This window comes from Streptomyces sp. Xyl84, from assembly GCF_059731885.1.
The window spans coordinates 3,319,508-3,342,070 of sequence record NZ_AP029182.1 but is presented as its reverse complement, the minus strand read 5'-3'; the positions used below and the strand labels follow the sequence as shown (position 1 = coordinate 3,342,070).

Annotated in this window: 13 protein-coding genes and 1 tRNA gene; 12 read left to right on the top strand and 2 right to left on the bottom strand. The window is 72.8% G+C overall.

The window, feature by feature from the left end:
- Positions 1-6: 6 nt before the first annotated feature.
- Positions 7-2,493, bottom strand: a complete 2,487-nt coding sequence (locus AC6I72_RS14395; RefSeq protein WP_498001174.1) for a DEAD/DEAH box helicase — start codon at positions 2,491-2,493, stop codon at positions 7-9.
- An 81-nt stretch (positions 2,494-2,574) separates the two neighbouring features.
- Between AC6I72_RS14395 and bldG the strand changes: the two genes are divergently transcribed.
- The 11 genes from bldG to AC6I72_RS14340 all read left to right on the top strand — a co-directional run bounded on the left by bldG (position 2,575) and on the right by AC6I72_RS14340 (position 20,298).
- Entirely contained in the window at positions 2,575-2,916 is a 342-nt protein-coding gene (gene bldG, locus AC6I72_RS14390) for an anti-sigma factor antagonist BldG (protein WP_009189842.1), read from the top strand.
- Positions 2,917-3,022: 106 nt separating this feature from the next.
- On the top strand, positions 3,023-3,448 hold the full coding sequence (locus AC6I72_RS14385; RefSeq protein WP_498001172.1) for an ATP-binding protein: 426 nt from the start codon (positions 3,023-3,025) through the stop codon (positions 3,446-3,448).
- A gap of 736 nt (positions 3,449-4,184) precedes the next feature.
- Positions 4,185-6,593: a sodium-translocating pyrophosphatase gene (locus tag AC6I72_RS14380; RefSeq protein WP_498001171.1), complete on the top strand. Its 2,409-nt coding sequence runs from the start codon at positions 4,185-4,187 to the stop codon at positions 6,591-6,593.
- A 317-nt stretch (positions 6,594-6,910) separates the two neighbouring features.
- The gene (locus tag AC6I72_RS14375) at positions 6,911-7,525 is read left to right on the top strand and encodes a small secreted protein (protein ID WP_498001170.1); all 615 of its coding nucleotides are present in this window, start codon (positions 6,911-6,913) and stop codon (positions 7,523-7,525) included.
- Positions 7,526-7,697: 172 nt separating this feature from the next.
- A complete protein-coding gene (locus AC6I72_RS14370; RefSeq protein ID WP_498001168.1) occupies positions 7,698-9,242 on the top strand; it encodes a DUF7059 domain-containing protein in 1,545 nt (514 codons plus the stop codon).
- A gap of 311 nt (positions 9,243-9,553) precedes the next feature.
- Positions 9,554-9,751 (top strand): hypothetical protein, encoded by a 198-nt coding sequence (locus AC6I72_RS14365; protein ID WP_498001167.1) that lies wholly within the window; start codon positions 9,554-9,556, stop codon positions 9,749-9,751.
- A 267-nt stretch (positions 9,752-10,018) separates the two neighbouring features.
- Positions 10,019-12,856, top strand: a complete 2,838-nt coding sequence (gene topA, locus AC6I72_RS14360) for a type I DNA topoisomerase (protein ID WP_498001165.1) — start codon at positions 10,019-10,021, stop codon at positions 12,854-12,856.
- 179 nt (positions 12,857-13,035) lie between these two features.
- Positions 13,036-16,461, top strand: coding sequence for a dTMP kinase (gene tmk, locus AC6I72_RS14355; RefSeq protein WP_498001164.1), 3,426 nt, complete (start codon positions 13,036-13,038; stop codon positions 16,459-16,461).
- Between the two features lie 464 nt (positions 16,462-16,925).
- Positions 16,926-18,131 (top strand): DNA polymerase III subunit delta', encoded by a 1,206-nt coding sequence (locus AC6I72_RS14350; RefSeq protein ID WP_498001162.1) that lies wholly within the window; start codon positions 16,926-16,928, stop codon positions 18,129-18,131.
- Between the two features lie 311 nt (positions 18,132-18,442).
- Positions 18,443-20,116: an alpha/beta hydrolase gene (locus AC6I72_RS14345; RefSeq protein ID WP_498001161.1), complete on the top strand. Its 1,674-nt coding sequence runs from the start codon at positions 18,443-18,445 to the stop codon at positions 20,114-20,116.
- Between the two features lie 108 nt (positions 20,117-20,224).
- Positions 20,225-20,298, top strand: a tRNA-Thr gene (locus AC6I72_RS14340).
- A 98-nt stretch (positions 20,299-20,396) separates the two neighbouring features.
- Here the strand turns inward: AC6I72_RS14340 and AC6I72_RS14335 are convergent.
- Complete coding sequence (locus AC6I72_RS14335; protein ID WP_498001159.1) at positions 20,397-21,356, bottom strand: D-2-hydroxyacid dehydrogenase family protein; 960 nt, start codon at positions 21,354-21,356, stop codon at positions 20,397-20,399.
- A gap of 260 nt (positions 21,357-21,616) precedes the next feature.
- On the opposite strand from AC6I72_RS14335, the gene AC6I72_RS14330 reads away from it, so the two are divergent.
- Positions 21,617-22,516 carry a glycosyltransferase family 2 protein gene (locus AC6I72_RS14330; protein WP_498001157.1) on the top strand — a complete coding sequence of 300 codons (900 nt, stop codon included), beginning with the start codon at positions 21,617-21,619 and terminating at the stop codon, positions 22,514-22,516.
- Positions 22,517-22,563 lie beyond the last annotated feature (47 nt).

Genomic DNA, 22,563 nt, shown 5'->3' with positions numbered 1-22,563 from the left:
GCCCGTTCACCGGTGCGGGCCGGCCTCTTCCCGCTCGGCGGGCTTGCCGGGCGCCCCCTTCAGCAGCACCGTCAGCAGCCGTACGGCGCCTCTCTTGTGGAGCGGGTCGTTGCCGTTGCCGCACTTGGGGGACTGGATGCAGGACGGGCACCCGGCGTCGCACTCGCAGGAGGCGATGGCCTCTCGGGTGGCGGTGAGCCAGTCACGGGCGGTGTGGAAGGCACGCTCGGCGAAGCCCGCACCGCCGGGATGGCCGTCGTAGACGAAGACGGTCGGCAGGAGGGTGTCGGGGTGCAGCGGGATGGAGACACCCCCGATGTCCCAGCGGTCGCAGGTGGCGAAGAGCGGCAGCATGCCGATCGACGCGTGCTCGGCCGCGTGCAGGGCGCCGCCGAGGATCTCCGGGTTGATCCGGGCCTCGTCGAGCTGGTCCTCGGTGACCGTCCACCACACCGCGCGGGTGCGCAGCGTACGAGGAGGGAGGTCGAGCTTCGTCTCACCGAGCACTTCGCCCGTGATGACCCGGCGACGCAGGAAGGACACCACCTGGTTGGTGACCTCCACGGAGCCGTAGCAGAGCCGGCCGCTGCCCCAGGGGACCTCGACGTCCGTCTCCAGGACGGAGATCGCCGTCGTGTCGCGGGCGACCGTGGTGTACGGCGGGTTCGCCTCCTCGACCAGGGCGACCGAGTCGTCCAGGTCGAGCGAGCGCACCAGATACGTACGGCCCTGGTGCAGGTGGACCGCGCCCTCGTGCACGCTCGTGTGCGCGGCGGCCTCGTCGACCGTGCCGAGCAGCCGTCCGGTGCCCGCCTCGACGATCTGCACCGGCCTTCCGCCCTCACCGCGGATGTCGGTCAGGTCCGCGGCACGCTCCCGGCGCGTCCAGTGCCAGGCCGTGGCCCGCCGGCGCAGCAGCTTCGCGGCCTCCAGCTGCGGCAGCAGCTCCGGACACGCCGGGCCGAACAGTTCGACGTCCTCCTCCGTGAGCGGAAGCTCGGCCGCGGCGGCGCACAGGTGCGGTGCCAGGACGTACGGGTTGTCCGGGTCGAGGACGGTGGATTCCACCGGCTGGTCGAAGAGCGCCTCCGGATGGTGGACGAGGAAGGTGTCCAGCGGGTCGTCGCGGGCGACCAGTACGGCGAGGGCGCCCTGCCCGGCGCGGCCCGCACGGCCCGCCTGCTGCCACAGGGACGCACGGGTCCCCGGGTAACCGGCGATCACCACGGCGTCCAGGCCGGACACGTCCACGCCGAGTTCCAGGGCGGTGGTGGCGGCCAGCCCCAGCAGGTCGCCCGAGTGCAGGGCCCGTTCCAGAGCGCGGCGCTCCTCGGGGAGGTAGCCGCCCCGGTAGGCCGCGACGCGACGGGCCAGCGGCCGGTCGATCTCCGCCAGCCGTTCCTGGGCGATCACCGCGATCAGCTCGGCGCCACGCCGGGAGCGTACGAAGGCGACCGAGCGCACACCCTGGAGGGTCAGGTCGGTCAGCAGGTCGGCGGTCTCGGCGGTGGCGGTGCGGCGGACCGGGGCGCCCTTCTCGCCGTGCAGTTCGGTGAGCGGCGGCTCCCAGAGGGCGAACACCAGTTCACCTCGGGGGGAGGCGTCGTCGGCCACCTCGACCACGGGCAGGCCGGTGAGGCGGCGGGCGGCCACCGAGGGCTCGGCCGCGGTCGCCGAGGCCAGCAGGAAGACGGGCGAGGCGCCGTAGCGCGCGCACAGCCGGCGCAGGCGGCGCAGGACCTGGGCGACGTGGGAGCCGAAGACGCCGCGGTAGGTGTGGCACTCGTCGATGACGACGTACTTCAGGGCGCGCAGGAAGGAGGACCAGCGCGGGTGGGAGGGCAGGATCCCGCGGTGCAGCATGTCGGGGTTGGTCAGGACGTAGTTGCCGTACTGACGGATCCACTCTCGTTCCTCCACCGGCGTGTCGCCGTCGTACACGGCGGGGCGCACCCCGGTGCCGAGCGGCCGGGCCAGTTCCCGCACCGCGCGGCACTGGTCGGCGGCCAGGGCCTTGGTGGGGGCCAGGTAGAGGGCGGTGGCACCCCGGCCGTTGGGAGCCTGCGAACCCTCCAGCAGCGCCGACAGCACCGGGACCAGATACGCGAGCGACTTGCCGGACGCGGTGCCGGTGGCGACCACCACGGACTCGCCGTCCAGGGCGTGCTCGGCGGCGCGCGCCTGATGGGCCCAGGGGTGCTCGATTCCGCACGCCTGGACGGCCGCGATGACCTCCGGCCGAATCCGGTCGGGCCAGACGGCATGGCGACCCGCCCGCGGGGGCAAGTGCTCCGTATGAGTGATGCGCGCAGCCCGGCTCGGCCCGGAGGCGAGCCGGTCCAGAACCGCGCCCGGCGACAGGCGGGTTGTGTGGTCCGTCGGGGTTCGATCGGATCGGTGATTCTTGGCCATTGGCACCGAGTGTGTCACCGGCGTGACGGACAATGGAGCCAAGGCGTCGTGCACGCCTGCCGGTAAGTGATTGAATGCCATCGCGGCTGGCGAACCGTCCCGGGGGCTTCAAGCCGAGGTGCCCGAGGGGCGACCGCTCGATAGCAAGGTGCTGGAGGATCCGTGGACCTGTCCCTGTCGACCCGTACCGTCGGCGATCGTACGGTCGTCGAGGTCGGTGGCGAAATCGACGTATATACCGCGCCCAAGCTGCGCGAGCAGCTGGTCGAGCTGGTGAACGACGGGAATTTCCACCTCGTCGTCGACATGGAGGGCGTGGACTTCCTCGACTCCACCGGTCTCGGCGTGCTGGTGGGCGGCTTGAAGCGTGTGCGTGCCCATGAGGGCTCGCTGCGCCTGGTCTGCAACCAGGAGCGCATTCTCAAGATCTTCCGCATCACCGGTCTGACCAAGGTGTTCCCCATCCACACCTCGGTCGACGAAGCGGTGGCGGCCACCGACTGACCGCCGGCCCCGGGCCGGTGTCCGGGGCGGAAGAAGTTCATGCGGGGGGCCCGGCTCTCGGCGGCCCGGCCCCCTGACAGCACGCCCGTAGCTCCTAGGGGGATGCATGGCCACCGTCGAACTCCGCTTCAGCGCGCTGCCCGAGCACGTCAGGACCGCCCGTCTGGTGGCGGCAGCGGTGGCGCGCAGGGCCGGGGTCGACGAGGCCGTCCTCGACGAGGTCCGGCTCGCCGTGGGCGAAGCCTGCTCCCGGGCCGTCGGGCTGCACCAGAGCGGTGGGATCGCCGCGCCGGTGACCGTCGTGCTGACCGAGGAGGAGAAACAGTTCTCCATCGAGGTCGGCGACGAGGCGCGGCACGCTCCGCGCCACCCCGGGGACGCCCCGGGGGACGAGGCCGAGGCCGAGGAGGACGAGATGGGCCTCGCGGTCATCAGCGGTCTCGTCGACGACGTGGAGGTCTCGACCGGGGAGGACGGCGGTCAGATCAAGATGACCTGGCCGACCGCGCCGCCGAACGTCGTTCTTTCCTGAGCCTCGCCGAGTCGACGGCCCACCTCGGCGCGATCGGATCCGACGCGATCGGAACCGAGACGATCGGAACCGATCCGATGCGAGGCCGCGCAGGTGTCCCGCGTGGCCCTCACGCCGGTCCGTGCGTGCCTGCTCGTCAGCTGCGCGCCTCTGTGAGGCGTCTGTGAGCCGCGCGCTTCCGTGAAGCGTGCGTGCACGTCTGAGAGCCGCGCGCCTCTGTGTGGGGGTTGCCCGCCTGTCCGCCGCGCGGGGCTGTGCCGCGCGCCCATCCGCGGGCCGCGCTTCCCCGAGTCATGCCGATGCGCGGGCCCGTGCGCTTCCCCGAGTCATGCCGGCTCGTGAGCCGCGTGCGTTCGTGAGGCCGTGCGCTCCCGTGCGTCGCGCGCGCCCGTGAGCTGGACATCCTTCGCCGCGCGTCCGGTGAGCACCGTCCGGAGGGCCCCGCACCCGCGGGGCCCTCCGGCGTGTCCAGGGTGGGCCGGACATGCCCGCCGCGGCCGCGCCGACCGCAGACCCGCCATGATTTCGTGAATTCATTCACGATCGATAGCCGGATAATGGATCAAGAGTCAATGCTTTTGAGGCGTTACCGCTTTCGGGTTCCCTGACGGGCGCGCGATCATTTGCTGAGGGGCCTGTGCAGGCTGATTCCATTTACCGCACACTGTTTAGATCAGGTCCGGCTACCTACAATCCGTCCACATCTTGAGCTCAGCCCAAGCGTCAAGGAGGACGAATGGCGGGGCTTTCTACCCCTCATCAGTTGGGTCAACCCACAACTTTCGCAGCGGCGGTGCTGACCAACGACAATCGGATCATCGTGGCGGTGATCGCCGCCGTCGCGCTGGCCGCGCTCGTGGTCGCGGGCGTCCTGGTGCGCCAGGTACTCGCCGCGGGCGAGGGCACCGACAGCATGAAGAAGATCGCGGAAGCGGTCCAGGAAGGCGCCAAGGCCTATCTCGGCCGCCAGCTGCGCACCCTCGGCGTATTCGCCGTCGTGGTGTTCTTCCTGCTCCTGCTGCTGCCCGCCGACGACTGGAATCAGCGTGCCGGCCGGTCGGTGTTCTTCCTGATCGGCGCAGGTTTCTCGGCCGCCACGGGTTATATCGGCATGTGGCTCGCCGTACGCAGCAATGTGCGCGTCGCCGCCGCGGCCCGGGAAGCGACTCCCGCCCAGGGCGAACCGGAAAAGGATCTCACCACCGTCTCGCACAAAGCGATGAAGATCGCTTTCCGTACGGGCGGCGTCGTCGGCATGTTCACGGTGGGGCTCGGCCTGCTGGGCGCCTCCTGTGTGGTGCTGGTCTACGCGGCGGACGCGCCGAAGGTGCTGGAGGGCTTCGGCCTCGGCGCCGCGCTGATCGCCATGTTCATGCGTGTCGGTGGCGGCATCTTCACCAAGGCCGCCGACGTGGGCGCCGACCTGGTCGGCAAGGTCGAGCAGGGCATTCCGGAGGACGATCCGCGCAATGCCGCGACCATCGCCGACAACGTGGGCGACAACGTCGGCGACTGCGCGGGCATGGCGGCCGACCTCTTCGAGTCGTACGCCGTCACGCTGGTCGCCGCGCTCATCCTGGGCAAGGCGGCCTTCGGCAACGACGGACTCGCCTTCCCCCTGCTGGTGCCCGCGATCGGCGTGATCACCGCCATGATCGGCATCTTCGCGGTGGCGCCGCGCCGCGCCGACCGCAGCGGCATGAGCGCGATCAACCGCGGCTTCTTCATCTCCGCGGTGATCTCGCTCGCCCTGGTCGCGGCGGCCGTCTACACCTATCTGCCGTCGTCCTACGCCGGCCTGACCGGCGTCACCGACGCGGCGATCCGCGGCAAGGACGGCGATCCGCGGATCCTCGCCCTGGTCGCGGTGGCCATCGGCATCCTGCTGGCCGCCGTGATCCAGCAGCTGACCGGCTACTTCACCGAGACCACCAGGCGGCCGGTCCGCGACATCGGCAAGACGTCGCTCACCGGCCCGGCCACCGTCGTCCTCGCCGGCATCTCCGTCGGCCTGGAGTCGGCCGTCTACACCGCGCTGCTGATCGGGCTCGGCGTGTACGGGGCGTTCCTGCTCGGCGGAACGTCGATCATGCTGGCGCTCTTCGCGGTGGCGCTGGCCGGCACCGGCCTGCTCACCACGGTGGGCGTGATCGTCGCCATGGACACCTTCGGTCCGGTCTCCGACAACGCCCAGGGCATCGCCGAGATGTCCGGTGACGTCGAGGGGGCGGGTGCCCAGGTGCTCACCAACCTGGACGCGGTGGGCAACACCACCAAGGCGATCACCAAGGGCATCGCCATCGCCACGGCGGTCCTGGCGGCGTCGGCGCTCTTCGGTTCCTACCGGGACGCCATCACCACCGGCGCGCAGGACGTGGGGGCGAAGCTCTCCGGTGCCGGCACGCCGATGACCCTGATCATGGACATCTCACAGCCCAACAACCTGGTCGGGCTCATCGCCGGTGCCGCGGTCGTCTTCCTGTTCTCGGGGCTGGCGATCAACGCGGTGTCGCGTTCGGCGGGTTCGGTGGTCTACGAGGTGCGGCGGCAGTTCCGTGAGAAGCCCGGGATCATGGACTTCAGCGAGAAGCCGGAGTACGGCAAGGTCGTCGACATCTGCACCAAGGACGCCCTGCGTGAACTCGCCACGCCCGGACTGCTCGCCGTGATGGCGCCCATCTTCATCGGGTTCACGCTCGGGGTCGGCGCGCTCGGCGCGTACCTGGCGGGCGCCATCGGCGCGGGCACCCTCATGGCGGTGTTCCTCGCCAACTCCGGCGGTGCCTGGGACAACGCCAAGAAGCTGGTCGAGGACGGCCACCACGGCGGCAAGGGCAGCGAGGCCCACGCCGCCACGGTGATCGGCGACACGGTCGGCGACCCGTTCAAGGACACCGCGGGACCGGCGATCAACCCGCTGCTCAAGGTGATGAACCTCGTGTCGCTGCTCATCGCGCCCGCGGTCATCAAGTTCTCCTACGGGCACGACAAGAGCATCGGCGTACGGGTCCTGATCGCGATCCTGGCGCTGCTCGTGATCGTCGGCTCGGTCTACGTCTCCAAGCGGCGCGGGATCGCCGTCGGCGACGACGAGGAGAGCGCCGAACGGGTGTCCAAGCCGGCCGACCCCGCGGTGGTCTCGTAGGGGCGGTACGACAGGCCGGGCTCGGGAGCGGGCGGGCGGTGCGTGCGACGCGCCGCCCGCCCGTCGCGTGTCCGGGAGGCCGTCTCCCGTGTCCCGCGTCGGTTGGCCGTGAGCCGTGAGCCGTGAGCCGTGAGCCGTGAGCCGTGAGCCGTGAGCCCCCGACCCCCGAGTCGGGACCGGTGGGTCGTGTGCGTGCGCTGTGGCGAGCGTGTCGTGAGCCTTCTCTCGCTTGGTGCAAATGGCTGCAAGACGGTATGTAAGGGGTGATCGGACCCCGGCCGCGTTCCCGCGGCGTGTATGTTCCGGGGCCGAGAGCCATGGAAGGGACCGATCCGGTGAACAAGAAGCTCGCGGCCGCACTGTCCGGCGGTGCGGTACTGGCACTGGCACTGACGGGATGCTCCGGCAGCAGCGACGACGGCAAGAACGACGCCCTGAACACCTGGGCCAAGCAGGTGTGCGACGGCGTCCAGCCGCAGGCGAAGAAGATCCAGGCCGCCAGCGCCGCGATCCAGAAGCAGACCTCGGACAACACCCCGACGAAGACGGTCCAGGAGACCGACGCGCAGGCCTTCCAGGACATGTCCGACGCCTACAGGGCGATCGGCGCCGCCGTGAACAAGGCCGGCGCGCCCGAGGTCGACGGCGGCCAGAAGAAGCAGCAGGACGCGGTCAAGGAACTGAACGACCTCGGTGCCTCGTACGCCTCGCTCAAGGAGCAGGTGGACAAGCTCGACACCAAGGACCAGGCCAAGTTCGCGGACGGGCTCAAGGACATCGCCACCCAGCTGGACAAGCTGAGCAAGACCGGGAACGACGCGCTCAAGAACCTGGAGGAGGGCGACGTCGGCAAGGCGATGGCCACCCAGCCGAGCTGCAAGTCCGCCCCGACCGGCGCCTCCTCCGCGACGGCGTCACCCGCGAACGGCTGACGCCCCGCGTCTTGCGGCGCGGTCACGGCTGACCCGGGCGGGTCGGCGTCCTGACGAGAAACGGCCGGCACGCGCGCGCGTGCCGGCCGTTCGCGCGCTCAGTCGTACGCGTGTGCGGGAGCCGGGGTGAGCGCGCGTGTGCGATGTGGGTGGGAGCCGACACAATGGGTGCGTGAGTGACTCCAGCCTGCCCGCCCCGACCGCCCTGCCCGCCGCCGACCGTCCGGAGGTCGCCGCCCGGCTCCGGGACGCCCTGCTCGGCGCGTCGTTCACCGCCGACGGACTGCTCGAACTGCTCGGTGCGCCCGCCTACGCCGCGCTCGCCCGCAGCGAGACCGTGCCCGCGCTGCGGGCCACGCGCGGGGACACGCCGATCGAAGTGCTCGTCCGGCTCTTCCTGCTGCAGCAGCCCGTGCCGCACGCGCGCGTGGCGGACGTCCTGCCCGTCGACGCCTGCCTGGAGACCGGCTGGCTGACCCGGGTCGGCGGCGACGAGGTGGCCGCGACCGTGGACGTACGGCCGTACGGCGGACTCGACGGCGAGGACTGGTTCATCGTCTCCGACCTGGGCTGCGCGGTCGGCGGCGCGGGCGGCATCGGCAGCCGTGAGGAGGGTGTCGTCCTCGGTGTGGGCGGCGCCTCCACGACCCTGGCCGGTCTCACGGTCCGTACGCCCGTCGGCTCCGCGCTCGACCTCGGCACCGGTTCCGGGATCCAGGCGCTGCACGCGAGCCGGCACGCCACGCGCGTGACCGCGACCGACCTCAACCCGCGCGCGCTGCACATCACCGCCCTCACCCTCGCCCTGTCCGGGGCCCCGGCCGCCGATCTGCGGCAGGGCTCCCTGTTCGAACCGGTCCGCGAGGACGAGACGTTCGACCTGATCGTGTCCAACCCGCCCTTCGTCATCTCGCCGGGCGCCCGGCTCACCTACCGGGACGGCGGGATGAGCGGGGACGATCTGTGCCGCACGCTCGTTCAGCAGTCGGGGGAGCGGCTGAGCGAGGGCGGGTTCGCGCAGTTCCTCGCCAACTGGCAGCACGTGGAGGGGGAGGACTGGCAGGACAGACTCAGGTCGTGGGTGCCCCGTGGCTGCGACGCGTGGATCGTGCAGCGCGAGGTGCAGGACGTCACGCAGTACGCCGAGCTGTGGCTGAGGGACGCCGGTGACCACCGCGGCGACCCGGCGGAGTACCAGGCCCGGTACGACGCCTGGCTGGAGGAGTTCGAGGCGCGCAAGGTGAAGGCCGTCGGGTTCGGCTGGATCACCCTGCGCAGGACGGGGTCCGCCGTTCCCTCGGTCACCGCCGAGGAATGGCCGCACCCGGTCGAACAGCCGCTCGGCGACACCGTGCGCGCGCACTTCGACCGCCTCGACTACCTGCGGGAGCACGACGACGCGGCGCTGCTCGACGCGCACTTCCGGCTCGTGCGGGAAGTGGTGCAGGAACAGGTCGGGCTGCCCGGTGCCGAGGACCCGGAGCACGTGGTCCTGCGGCAGCACCGCGGCATGCGCCGGGCCACCACGGTGGACACGGTCGGGGCCGGTTTCGCGGGCGTCTGCGACGGCACGCTGAGTGCCGGCCGCATTCTGGACGCCATCGCCCAGCTGGTCGGCGAGGACCCGGTCCTGCTGCGCGACCGCACCCCGGCGCAGATCCGGCTGCTGGTGGAGCAGGGCTTCCTGGAGCCGGCGGACTGGAACCCGGCGGGCTGAGACCACCCGCTCGGTATGGCCTGGGCCCCGGCCGGTCCGCTCCGGGCGGACCGGCCGGGGGCCGAGGCCGGCCCCCAGGCGGTCCCCTCCGCGTGACCGAACCTGCCCGAAACGGACCCGCCGCCGTCCCGCGGCCGGTCCCTTCGACCATTTTTCGGTCATCCGTCCAGCGAGCGCCGGCGGTTCGCGGGTGATCGTCCGCGATCCGCGCGTCCGCGCGTCCGCCCGGCGTTCACGCCGGGTTGGCCGGCCCGTCGCCCGGGGGTGCCAGCCTCCCCGACCGGGGGGCATCCGGGGCGGAGGGTACGTACGTGGAAAGCGGTCCGGCGATCTTCACGGGGACGGTGTTCGCCCTGTTCGGAGCGGTCCTGCTGGGGTGGACGGTGCTCCGGGCGCGGCGTCGGGAGCCGGTGGCCCTCGGGGTGCACCAGGCCGTGTCGGTGACCCTCGCGACCGTGATCGCCCTGGGCTGTCTCGCGCTCGGGGCGTGGTGCCTGACGGGCGTGTGAGAACCGTCGCGGCGCCCGGCTCCGCGTATCCGGTGGATCACCTTCCGCATCTGCCCGGACCGGCCCGTCGGCACTCCGGGCGGCAGGAAGGGCGGTAGTCGGGTTACCGTTCGAGTGGCCGTTGCGGGCTTTTCCCGTTTGACACGGGGGCGGGATGTACCGTCACACTCCGCAGCGTCAGCACTGCCCGGCCCCGGGAATCCACACATCCGGGGAGATCCAGCGAGACACAGCGAGACCAAGCGTCGACCGGAGAGAAGAGCGAAGTTGTCCCCGACCAGCGAGACCGCACAGGGCGGCCGCCGACTCGTCATCGTCGAGTCGCCTGCCAAGGCGAAGACGATCAAGGGCTATCTCGGCCCCGGCTACGTCGTCGAAGCGAGCGTCGGGCACATCCGGGACCTTCCCAACGGGGCCGCGGAGGTCCCCGAGAAGTACACCGGCGAGGTCCGCCGCCTCGGTGTGGACGTAGAACATGACTTCCAGCCGATCTATGTGGTCAACGCCGACAAGAAGGCCCAGGTCAAGAAGCTCAAGGACCTGCTGAAGGACTCCGACGAACTCTTCCTCGCCACCGATGAGGACCGCGAGGGCGAGGCCATCGCGTGGCACCTCCAGGAAGTGCTGAAGCCGAAGATCCCGGTCAAGCGCATGGTCTTCCACGAGATCACCAAGGACGCGATCCGGGCGGCCGTCGCCAATCCGCGCCAGCTCAACCAGAAGCTCGTCGACGCCCAGGAGACCCGCCGCATCCTCGACCGCCTCTACGGCTACGAGGTCTCGCCGGTCCTGTGGAAGAAGGTCATGCCGCGGCTGTCGGCAGGCCGCGTCCAGTCCGTCGCGACCCGGCTCGTGGTCGAACGGGAGCGCGAGCGCATCGCCTTCCGCTCGGCCGAGTACTGGGACCTGACGGGTACCTTCGCGACCGGCCGCGCGGGCGACCCGTCGGACCCGTCGTCCCTGGTCGCGCGGCTCCAGACGGTCGACGGCCGACGCGTCGCGCAGGGCCGTGACTTCGACTCGCTGGGGCAGCTGAAGAGCGCGAACACCCTCCACCTCGACGAGGCGAACGCGCGTGCGCTCGCCGCCGCCCTGGAGCAGACGTCCTTCTCCGTCCGCTCCGTCGAGTCCAAGCCCTACCGCCGCTCGCCGTACGCCCCGTTCCGTACGACGACGCTGCAGCAGGAGGCCAGCCGCAAGCTCGGCTTCGGCGCCAAGGCCACCATGCAGATCGCGCAGAAGCTGTACGAGAACGGCTACATCACGTACATGCGTACGGACTCCACCACCCTGAGCGACACGGCGATCAGCGCCGCCCGCGCCCAGGTCACGCAGCTGTACGGCGCCGACTACCTGCCGCCGCAGCCGCGCACGTACGCGGGGAAGGTCAAGAACGCGCAGGAGGCGCACGAGGCGATCCGTCCCTCGGGCGACCGCTTCCGCACGCCCGCCGAGACCGGTCTGACCGGCGACCAGTTCAAGCTCTACGAGCTGATCTGGAAGCGGACCGTCGCCTCCCAGATGAAGGACGCGACCGGCAACTCGGTCACCGTGAAGATCGGCGGCCGGGCGGCCGACGGCCGGGACGTGGAGTTCAGCGCCTCCGGCAAGACGATCACCTTCCACGGCTTCCTGAAGGCCTACGTCGAGGGCGCCGACGACCCGAACGCCGAGCTGGACGACCGTGAGCGCCGTCTGCCGCAGGTCACCGAGGGCGACGCGCTCGGCGCCGAGGAGATCACGGTCGACGGGCACGCCACCAAGCCCCCGGCCCGCTACACCGAGGCCAGCCTGGTCAAGGAGCTGGAGGAGCGCGAGATCGGCCGCCCGTCGACGTACGCGTCGATCATCGGCACGATCCTCGACCGCGGCTACGTGTTCAAGAAGGGCACGGCGCTCGTGCCGTCCTTCCTCTCCTTCGCCGTGGTGAACCTGCTGGAGAAGCACTTCGGCCGGCTCGTCGACTACGACTTCACCGCCCGCATGGAGGACGACCTCGACCGCATCGCGCGCGGCGAGGCGCGGGCCGTGCCGTGGCTGAAGCGGTTCTACTTCGGTGAAGGCACGGGCGAGGGCGGTGCCGCGGACGCCGGCAACGGCGACGGGGACCACCTCGGCGGCCTCAAGGAACTGGTGACCGACCTGGGCGCGATCGACGCGCGTGAGGTGTCGTCGTTCCCGGTCGGCAACGGGATCGTGCTGCGCGTGGGCCGCTACGGGCCGTACATCGAGCGCGGCGAGAAGGACACCGAGCAGCACCAGCGCGCCGACATCCCGGACGACCTCGCCCCGGACGAGCTGAGCGTCGAACTCGCCGAGGAACTGCTCGCCAAGCCGAGCGGCGACTTCGAGCTGGGCGCCGACCCGGTGACCGGCCACCAGATCGTCGCCAAGGACGGCCGCTACGGCCCGTACGTCACGGAGGTCCTGCCCGAGGGCACCCCGAAGACGGGCAAGAACGCGGTCAAGCCGCGCACGGCGTCGCTCTTCAAGTCGATGTCCCTGGACACCGTGACCCTCGACGACGCGTTGAAGCTGATGTCGCTGCCGCGCGTCGTCGGCACCGACGCCGAGGGCGTGGAGATCACCGCGCAGAACGGCCGCTACGGGCCGTACCTGAAGAAGGGCACGGACTCGCGGTCCCTGCAGTCCGAGGACCAGCTCTTCACGATCACGCTGGAAGAGGCGCTGGCGATCTACGCCCAGCCCAAGCAGCGCGGTCGCGCGGCGGCCAAGCCGCCGCTGAAGGAGCTGGGCACCGACCCGGTCAGCGAGAAGCCGGTCGTGGTCAAGGACGGACGCTTCGGCCCGTACGTCACCGACGGCGAGACCAACGCGACCCTGCGTTCCGGCGACAGCGTCGAGTCGATCACCCCTGAGCGCGGGTTCGAGCTGCTGGCGGAGAAGCGCGCCAAGGGCCCGGCCAAGAAGACCGCGAAGAAGGCCGCCGCCAAGAAGACGACGGCGAAGAAGACGGCGTCCACGGCCGCGAAGAAGACGGCGGCCAAGAAGACCACGGCGAAGAAGACCACCACGGCGAAGAAGACGGCCGCCAAGAAGACGGCGGCCAAGGCGACCGCCTCCAAGGCGGCGGCCGAGGACTGAGCGGTACCGCGGCCCCTGAGTACCCCGTACCCGGGGGACCGCGGCACCGTGCCCCGGTTCTTCACATCTGTTCACACGACGCACGCCCCTCGTACGCCCCGGCAGCACATCCCTGCCGGGGCGCGCAGACGTTCGGGCGGTCACGACGGGCTGTCGGCGCGTCCCGATAGGCTGAACGCATGACGCGAGCCGAGCAGCCAACGGCCCACACACCGGCCCCCGACGACGCACTGGTCGCGGACTCCCGCGAGCGCGCCGTACGCGCGCTGCTGCGCCGACCCCAGCTGAGGCGGCTGTGGAGCGCCCAGCTGCTGGGGGGTGTGGGAGACGTCCTCGCGCTCCTCGTCCTCGTCGTGCTGGTGCTCCAGGCGGCGGTCGCCCAGGGATCCTTCGGCGGCGGCTACCGGGGCGCGGCGTTCGCGGTGGCGATCGTCTTCGGCGCCCGCATCGTGGCGACCGTGCTCTTCGGAGCGGTGCTCCTGGGGCCGCTCTCCGCGCTGACCGCGCCCGGCGGGCCGCTCGACCGCCGCTGGACCATGGCCGGCGCCGACGGCGTGCGCGCCGCGCTGCTGATCGTCGCCCCGCTGTGGATCGACTGGACCCCGGGCAACGCACCGGCGCTCCTCCTGGTGACCGTCTTCGTGACCGGCGTCGCCGAGCGGCTGTGGACGGTGTGCCGCGAGAGCGCGGCGCCCGCGCTGCTGCCCGCCCCGCCCCCCGAGGGCGCCACCGTCCGGCCGCTGCCCGACCACCTCGACGCCCTGCGCCGGCTGTCGCTGCGGACGTCCTTCCTGGCGATCCCGCTGGCGGCCTGCGTCCTGGTCGTCGCCTCCCTGTTCAACAACCTCCTGGGCACCGGCGTCGCCTGGTTCGACCAGCACCAGGCGGCTCTCGGCGCGTACGTCGCGGCGGGTCTGTTCGCCGCGTCCCTGTCCGTGCTGACCTACCTGGAACTGCCCGGCACCCACACCCCCCGCGCGCGCTCGCCGCTGGAAGGGCTGCGCCGCCCCAAGGCGGGCACCGTAGCGGACAGGGGCCGCACCGGAGCGGTGCCGCTGCTCGTGCTCGCCTCCGCGGCCGTCGCAGGGGCGATCGCCGCCGCGGTCGCCGTCTGCGCGCTGCACGCCCGCGACCTGGGCGGCGGCCCGGTGCTCTACGGACTGGCGGTGCTCGCCCTGACCGGCGGGGTCGTCGTCGGCATCCGTACGGCGCCCAAGGTGCTCGTCTCGCTGTCGCGGCGCAGGCTGCTCGCGCTGGCCGTCGCCGTCACCGGCATCGCCCTGCTCGCCGCCGGACTCGTCCCCGACGTCACCACCGTCCTGCTGCTCCTCGCCCTGGCCGGGGTGAGCGCCGGCATCGCCGCCAACGCCGGGCACACCCTGCTCGACCTGGAGACCGAGGACCAGCGCAGGCCGCGCATGACCGAGCACCTGCACGCGGTGGTCCGGGTCTTCGTGGCCGTCGGCGCCCTGTGCGCCCCGGTGGTCGCGGCCGGGATCGGCCCGCACCGGCTGGAGAACGGCCGGTTCGTCTTCGCGCACGGCGGCGCCGCCTTCACCCTGATGCTCGTCGGCGCGCTGCTGCTGCCGGTGGCCGCGCTGGTGCTGGCCAAGGTCGACGACCGCTCCGGCGTACCGCTGCGGCAGGACCTGTTCGACGCGCTGCGCGGCGGCGACGACCCCCTGACGGCGCCCGCCGAGTCCGGCTTCTTCATCGCCCTGGAGGGCGGCGACGGTGCGGGCAAGTCCACGCAGGCCGAGGCGCTCGCCGACTGGATCCGGGAGAAGGGGCACGAGGTCGTCCTCACCCGCGAGCCGGGCGCCACGCCCGTGGGCAAGCGGCTGCGCTCGATCCTCCTGGACGTGTCCTCGCAGGGACTGTCCCACCGCGCCGAGGCACTGCTCTACGCCGCCGACCGCGCCGAGCACGTCGACACCGTCGTACGGCCCGCCCTGGAGCGCGGTGCCGTGGTGATCACCGACCGGTACATCGACTCGTCCGTCGCCTACCAGGGCGCGGGCCGTGACCTGTCCCCGACCGAGATCGCCCGCATCTCCCGCTGGGCGACCAACGGACTCGTACCGCACCTCACGGTCCTGCTGGACGTCTCCCCGGAGACCGCCCGGGAGCGGTTCACCGAGGCGCCCGACCGCCTGGAGTCGGAGCCGGCGGAGTTCCACGCGCGCGTGCGGTCCGGTTTCCTGGCGCTGGCCGCCGCCGACCCCGGACGGTATCTGGTGGTGGACGCCGGGCAGGAGCCCGAGGCGGTCACCACCGTCGTCCGGCACCGGCTCGACCAGATGCTGCCGCTGTCCGAGGCCGAGGTGAAGGCCCAGGAGGAAGCGCGCAGGCAGGCCGAGGAGGAGGCCCGGCGCAAGGCCGAGGAAGAGGCCCGGCGCAAGGCCGAGGAGGAGCGCCTGGAGCGGGAGCGCCAGGAGCAGCTCGCCCGGCTGCGCGCCGAGGAGGAGGAGCGCAAGCGGCGCGAGCTGGAGGAGGCGCAGCGGCGCGAGGCCGAACGGCAGGCGGAGGAGGCCAGGCAGCGCGCCGAGGAAGCGCGCCGCCGTGCAGAGGAGGAGCGCGCCCGGCTGCTCGCCGAGGAGCAGGCGCGCGCGGAGGCCGAGGCCCGGCGCAAGGCCGAGGAGGAACGGCTGCGCCGGGAGGCCGAGGAGGAGGCCCGGGTACGGGCCGAGGCCGAGGCGCGGCGCCTGGAGAAGCAGAAGAAGGCCGAGGAGGCGCTGCTGCGCGCCGAGGAGGCGCGCCGGGCGGCCGAGCAGGCCGCTGCCGCGGCGCAGTCGGGGCCCCGCCGGCCGGAGCCTCCCGCCGCTGCCGCCCCGCCGTCGGACGCGGTGACCGTGCCCACGCCCGTGGTGGACCCGGCGCCCGCCGAGGCCGGGCCGGCCGCCGACCCGGCGGAGGAGACGACGGTCCTGCCGCCGGTGCGTGACACATGGGACCAGACGGGCCGCCCGGACCGGAGCGGTCGGTGGGGCGAGCCGGGCGAGGCTCCGGGCTCCGGTGGTCCGGGCGGTGGCTCCGGCCGGAACGCCGGGCCGGAGTCCGACGCGGAGGTCACCGCCGAGCTGCCGCAGCCGTCCGAGCGGCCGGGACCGTCCGGGCCGTCGGCGCCGAAGGGACCGGAGGCGCCCACCGGGGCGGCCGACGAGACGGCGGTCCTGCCGCTGGTGCCCGCCGACGGCAGCGGCGACGGCGGTGGCGGTGGCAGGGGGGCCGGCGCCGGAACCGGCGGCGACGGCGGCAGGGGATCGGGTGCCCTGGCCGGGGCGGCCGACGAGACCGCCGTCCTGCCTCCGGTGCGGGACACGGACCCCGCGGACGCGCGTGGCGGGGACATCACGGACCGGGTTCCGCCGGGCTTCTTCCGGGACGAGCGGCCCTCGTCCGTCCGGCCCGACGGCTCTGACGACCGGACGCGCGAGCTGCCGCAGGTCGGGGCCGACGGCGGTGCCCGTCCGGCCCGGCCGCGGCCGGACTGGGCCGAGGAGACCCCACTGGACGACCTGCCGACCCTGGCGGACGAGCTGCTGGGACCGCGTCAGGACGAGGACGGGCACGACGACGGCCGGGGCCGCGGACGCCGGGGCTGAGGGCGGGCCGTGGCCGGCGCGCGTCGTCGGCGCGCAGCGCCTGCGAGTGCGCCGGGGGAGGGACCGGTCGGTGCTCCTGACCGGGCAGGCCACGCCACGGCCGCCGGAGCCGGGCGGCGGCCCACCGGACCCCGCCGGACCTGGGCGGCGGACCGCCGGATCCCGCCGGTCCCGGGTGGCGGATCGCCGGTTCCGGAGTGGACGGAATGTGGGGGCCACCGGGTTCCCGGATCGTCGGTCCCCGCCGAACCGGCGGGCTCCTGGTCCCCGGCCCGCCGGACCCTGTTCCCTCCCGGCTCGCAGGACCCAGGGCCGCCCGGGCGCCGGCCCGTCCGGAACGCGCCGAACCGCCGGCCTCTGAGCGCGGGGCGGCCCCCGGGGCCGGCCGGTGGTCCGCCGTTGTCAGTGGGCCCCCGCACAATGGATCCCGCACCACGAACCATGACGAAAGGGCGGCGTGACCCATGAGCGTGTGGGACGACCTCGTCGGGCAGGAGAAGGTCAGCGAGCAGTTGGCCGCCGCTGCCCGGGACGCCGACGCCCTGGTGACGGCGGCCGCCACCGGCGCCGCGCCGCCCGAGGCGTCGAAGATGACGCACGCGTGGCTGTTCACCGGCCCTCCGGGCGCGGGCATCACGCAGACGGCCCGGGCCTTCGCCGCCGCACTGCAGTGCGTCAGCCCCGACCGTGCCCTCGGCGGCGCCCCCGGCTGCGGCTTCTGCGACGGCTGTCATACGGCACTGGTCGGCACGCACGCCGACGTCTCCACCGTCGCCGCCGTGGGCGCGCAGATCCTCGTCGACGACATGCGGGACACCGTCCGCAAGTCCTTCACCTCCCCGGCGAACGGCCGCTGGCAGGTGATCCTGGTCGAGGACGCCGAGCGGCTGAACGAGAAGTCGGCCAACGCCGTGCTGAAGGCCGTCGAGGAGCCCGCCTCCCGCACGGTGTGGCTGCTGTGCGCCCCGTCGATCGAGGACGTGCTGCCCACGATCCGCTCCCGCTGCCGCCACCTGAACCTGAGCACCCCGTCCGTGGGCGCGGTGGCCGACATGCTCGTACGCCGGGACGGGGTCGCCCCCGACGTCGCCGCGGCGGCCGCCCGCGCCACCCAGGGGCACGTCGACCGGGCCCGCCGCCTGGCCACCGACCCGGCCGCGCGTGAGCGCCGCGCCGCCGTGCTGAGGCTTCCGCTCCGCCTCGACGAGATCGGCGGCTGTCTCAAGGCGGCCCAGGAACTCGTCGACGCGGCCGCGGACGACGCGAAGGCGCTCGCCGAGGAGACGGACGCGAAGGAGACCGAGGAGCTGAAGGCGGCGCTGGGCGCGGTCCAGGGCGGCCGGATGCCGCGCGGCACGGCGGGCGTGATGAAGGACCTGGAGGACAAACAGAAGCGGCGCCGCACGCGTACGCAGCGCGACAGCCTCGACCTCGCCCTGACCGACCTCACCGCTCTCTACCGCGACGTCCTGGCCCTCCAGCTCGGCTCCCGCGTGGCGATCGCCAACGCGGACGTCGAGGACACCCTCGAGCGGGTCGCCCGGGGCAGTTCCCCGGAAGCGACGCTGCGCCGCATAGAAGCGATCGCCGCCTGCCGGGACGCCCTCGACCGCAATGTGGCCCCGTTGCTGGCGGTGGAGGCGATGACGATGGCACTGAGAGCCGGCTGACACCGCCCGGCTGTCCCGGGCCCGCTGCCCCGCCCGCCTGCCACCGCCGGGGCAGCCGGCGAGCCCGCGGTCCGGCGGTCCCGCCTGGCAGCCGAGGCCCGCCCCCGCCCGCCCTCGGCGCTGCCGACAGCCTGTGGGCGCTCCGGGGCCGCCCTGGCGGCACCTGGTCGTCCCGCAGCCGCCCCGGCGTCCGCCGACCGCCCCGCCCGGTCCTCACTCTCGGTGCCGGCCCCGCCGCCCGGGCATCACTCGTACGGGGCACGACGCGCGCGCAGCGTACGTCCGTGATCGCGGAGAGTTACGCTCGCTCGATGTACTTCAGGCGCGCCCCTCGTCCGAGCGACCCCTTGAACCGCCACCCGAACGACCCCCCGGGCGACTCCCCGGCCGTCCCGCGGGCCAGATCCAGGACCAGCCCGGCGGGCTCCCGCCGCGGCATCGCCCTCGCCGCGCTGCTCTCCGCCGCAGCCCTGCTCGTGCCGGCCTGTTCCGCCCGGGAGACCCGGCACCAGGCCGCGCCCGCGGCGGACGCGGTGCTGGCGGCGCTGCCGCGGTCCACGCCGTCCTCGCTGACGCCGTACTACGGCCAGAAGCTGACCTGGCGCGACTGCGGAGCACCCGGCTTCCAGTGCACCACGATGAAGGCGCCGCTCGACTACGCCAGGCCGTCGGCTGGCGACGTGCGGCTGGCCGTGGCCAGGAAGAAGGCCACGGGCCCGGGCAGCAGGCTGGGCTCCCTCCTGGTGAACCCGGGCGGACCCGGCGGTTCGGCCATCGGGTACCTGCAGCAGTACGCCGGGCTCGGCTACCCGGCCGAGGTCCGCGCCCGCTACGACATGGTGGCGATGGACCCGCGCGGCGTCGCCCGCAGCGAGCCCGTCGAGTGCCTCGGCGACCGCGACATGGACACGTACACGCAGACCGACGTCACCCCTGACGACCGCGAGGAGACCGACGCGCTGGTGGGCGCGTACCGGAAGTTCGCGGAAGGGTGCGGTGCCCACGCCCCCCGGCTGCTGCGGCACGTCTCCACGGTCGAGGCCGCCCGTGACATGGACATCCTCCGGGCCGTCCTCGGGGACCGCCGGCTGACCTATGTGGGGGCGTCGTACGGGACGTTCCTGGGCGCGACGTACGCCGGGCTGTTCCCGGACCGGGCGGGCCGCCTCGTGCTGGACGGCGCGCTGGACCCGTCCCTGTCCGCGGCGCGGATGAACCTGGACCAGACGGCGGGCTTCGAGACCGCGTTCCAGTCGTTCGCCAAGGACTGCGTGCGCCAGAGCGACTGTCCGCTCGGCGGCACGGACACGACACCGCGGCAGGCCGGTGACCACCTCGCGGCCTTCTTCCGGAAGCTCGACGCACATCCGATCCCCACCGGTGACACGAGCGGCCGCAAGCTCGGCGAGGCGCTCGCCACGACCGGGGTGATCGCGGCGATGTACGACCAGTCCGCCTGGCCGCAGCTGCGCGGGGCACTGACCTCGGCGATGAAGGACGGTGACGGCGCCGCCCTGCTGGCGCTGTCCGACAGCTACTACGAGCGCGACTCCGGCGGCCACTACAAGAACCTGATGTACGCCAACGCCGCCGTGAACTGCCTCGACCTGCCCCCGGCGTACGACACCCCGGCCGAGGTGGAGAAGGCCCTGCCCGCGTTCGAGAAGGCGTCCCCGGTCTTCGGCAAGGGCCTGGCCTGGGCCTCCCTGAACTGCGCGTACTGGCCGGTGAAACCCACCGGCGCCCCGCACCGCATCGAGGCGAAGGGCGCCGCGCCCATCGTGGTGGTCGGCACCCTGCGCGACCCGGCGACCCCCTACCGCTGGGCCCATTCCCTCGCCCGCCAGCTCTCCTCGGCCCACCTCCTGACCTTCGACGGCGACGGGCACACCGCCTTCGGCCGGGGCAGCCGCTGCATCGACTCCGCGATCGACGCCTACCTGCTCCGCGGCACCCCGCCGGCCCAGGGAAAGCGCTGCTCGTAGCCGCTGCCACCCGCCCCGGGGGCACCCCCTCCGGGGCGGGTACGAACCACCTCCGGAAACTGTGTAGACTTACGGACGTTGCCGACCGCACCCTGGTGCGAGCAGCACGCCGCTTTAGCTCAGATGGCCAGAGCAACGCACTCGTAATGCGTAGGTCTCGGGTTCGAATCCCGAAAGCGGCTCTCTTGAAAAGGCCAGGTCACCTACCTTGTGACCTGGCTTTTTGCTTGGCCGGTTCCCTCTCGTGCGGCCGTTGCCGGCGAGGGGACGGTGTCCCGGATCAGCCGAGTACCCGGACCGGACGGCCCGCCAGGTACGCCTCGATGTCCTCCACCGCCTGTCCGTAGTAGCGCGCGTAGTTCGCCTGGGAGACGTAGCCGAGGTGCGGGGTGGCGAGCAGGCGCGGGGCGGTGCGCATCGGGTGGTCCGCGGGCAGCGGCTCGGTGTCGAAGACGTCGACGCCCGCCCCGGCGATCCGTCCCTCGCGCAGCGCGGCGAGCAGCGCTTCCTGGTCGACAATGGCGGCGCGGGAGGTGTTGACGAGGTAGGCCGTCGGCTTCAGGAGGGCCAGTTCACGGGGACCGAGCAGGCCGCGGGTGCGGTCGCTCAGGGCGAGGTGGACCGAGACGAAGTCGGCGTTAGACAGCAGGTCCTCCTTGCTCGGCGCCAGGGCCACGCCCACCTCGTCCGCCCGCTCCGCGGTGAGGTTCCGGCTCCATGCCGTGACCTCCATCCCGAAGGCGAGCCCCACCTGTGCGACCCGGCTGCCGATCCTGCCGAGTCCGAGCAGGCCGAGACGGCGGCCGTGCAGGTCGGCGCCGACGGTGGACTGCCAGGGGCCGCCGCCGCGCAGCGCGTTGTTCTCCTGGACGATCCCGCGCGCGAGGCCCAGCAGCAGGGCCCAGGTCAGTTCCACCGGCGGCGTGGCGGACGACTCGGTGCCGCACACGGTCACGCCGTTCGCCCGGGCCGCCGCGAGGTCGATCGCCGAGTTGCGCATCCCGGAGGCGATCAGCAGCTTCAGGCACGGGAGCCGGTCCAGGAGGGCGGCCGGGAAGCGGACCCGTTCGCGCAGGGTCACGACGATGTCGGCGTCGGCGAGCGCCTTCGCCAGCGCGTCCTGCGTCGTGAAGTGCTCGGCGTACCGGACGACGTCCACCCGGTCGCTCACCGCTGACCAGTCGGCGGCGGTGAGCGCGGCGTTCTGGAAGTCGTCGAGCACGGCGCAGCGCAGTCGCATGTCTGTCGTCCCCCTGCGGGTTCGGTGTTCCGGTGGTGGCTCACCAGGGGTACCGCAGGAGCGGCCGTGCGGTAAATCGTGGCAGGGCGGCGGAAAGAGGAGGCAAAGCGATGTCGTGTCGGGACAACCGGCGGAAATGAGGCAACATCTTGGTGAACGAGGACGGCTGGACGACGACGGACGGGCGGGGAGCGGGGTGCCGCGCGGGCAAGCGCGGGCGCCGCCGTCGCCGGACGGGGTGAGCGGGAGTGGTGGAAGCGGTGGGAGCCAGGGAACCGAGGATCGCCGTTGCCGTGGTCACCATGGGGAACCGGCCCGCCGAGGTCGACGCCCTGCTGGAGTCCGTGGCCAAACAGGATCTCGCGCCCGCCCGCATCGTGATCGTCGGCAACGGCTGCCGGCTGCCCGAGTTCGCCCGCCGGCTCTCGCTGCCCGGCGAGGTCACGGCCATCGACGTCGACGACAACCTCGGCTGCCCCGGCGGCCGCAATGTCGCCCTCGCCCGGCTGCGCGAGTACGGCGACGTCGACGTGGTCGTCGAACTCGACGACGACGGGCTGCTCGTCGACGCGGACGTGCTGCGCCGCGTACGGGACCTGTACGCCGCCGATCCGCACCTGGGCATCGTCGGCTTCCGCATCGCCGACGAGCACGGCGAGACCCAGCAGCGGCACGTGCCCCGGCTCGGTTCCGCCGACCCGATGCGGGGCGGGTACGTCACCGGATTCCTCGGCGGCGGGCACGCCCTGAGCATGCGGATGCTCGAACAGACCGGCGACTGGCCCGCGGAGTTCTTCTTCGCGCACGAGGAGACGGACCTGGCCTGGCGCGCCGCCGACGCCGGCTGGAAGATCCTCTACGCGCCCGAACTGCTGCTCCAGCACCCGAAGACCTCCCCTGCGCGGCACGCCATCTACTACCGCGTCACCGCCCGCAACCGGGTCTGGCTGGTCCGCCGCCGGCTGCCGCTCGTCCTCATCCCGGTCCACCTGGGCGTCTGGACGCTCCTCACACTCCTGCGGACGCGGTCGGCCGCCGGGCTGCGGGCGTGGCTCGGCGGCTTTGCGGAGGGGCTGCGCCGGCCGGCGGGCGAACGCCGGCCCATGCGCTGGCGCACGGTGTGGCGGCTCATCCGGCTGGGCCGCCCGCCGATCATCTGACGGCCGCACCGCCGCCCAGGTGCCACCCCGTCGCCGTCCGGTTGCCG